Below are 269 nucleotides of genomic sequence, written 5' to 3'. Positions count from 1 at the left end.
GTCAACGGTGTCGCAGCGATAGAAACGTAGGATTCAATGGCGTGGGTTAAAACATCCATTCCAGTAGCCGCGGTCAAATCCGGTCCCAAGGTGGTTAAGGTACCAGGATCGATTATTGCAATATCGGGGACGAGTGATTTTGAAATGATCGTCATTTTTTTCTCGCGGAATGAATCGACGATCACCGAAAACTGAGAGACCTCTGATCCTGATCCGGCCGTAGTCATAATCATCACCATGGGTGGGAGGGGAGAGTGGACTTTATCAAC

General features: G+C 48.3%; 1 protein-coding gene. It reads right to left on the bottom strand.

Features of this window, described 5'->3' with window-relative positions; genetic code table 11:
• On the bottom strand, positions 1-269 hold a 269-nt coding region (locus SB773_RS32080; RefSeq protein WP_410594385.1), incomplete at both ends, for an iron-containing alcohol dehydrogenase.

This window comes from Bacillus sp. SIMBA_074 (assembly GCF_046534555.1).
Lineage (GTDB): Bacteria > Bacillota > Bacilli > Bacillales > Bacillaceae_G > Bacillus_A > Bacillus_A mycoides.
The sequence above is the reverse complement of the archived record's forward strand: the minus strand, read 5'-3'. Positions and strand labels throughout refer to the sequence as shown.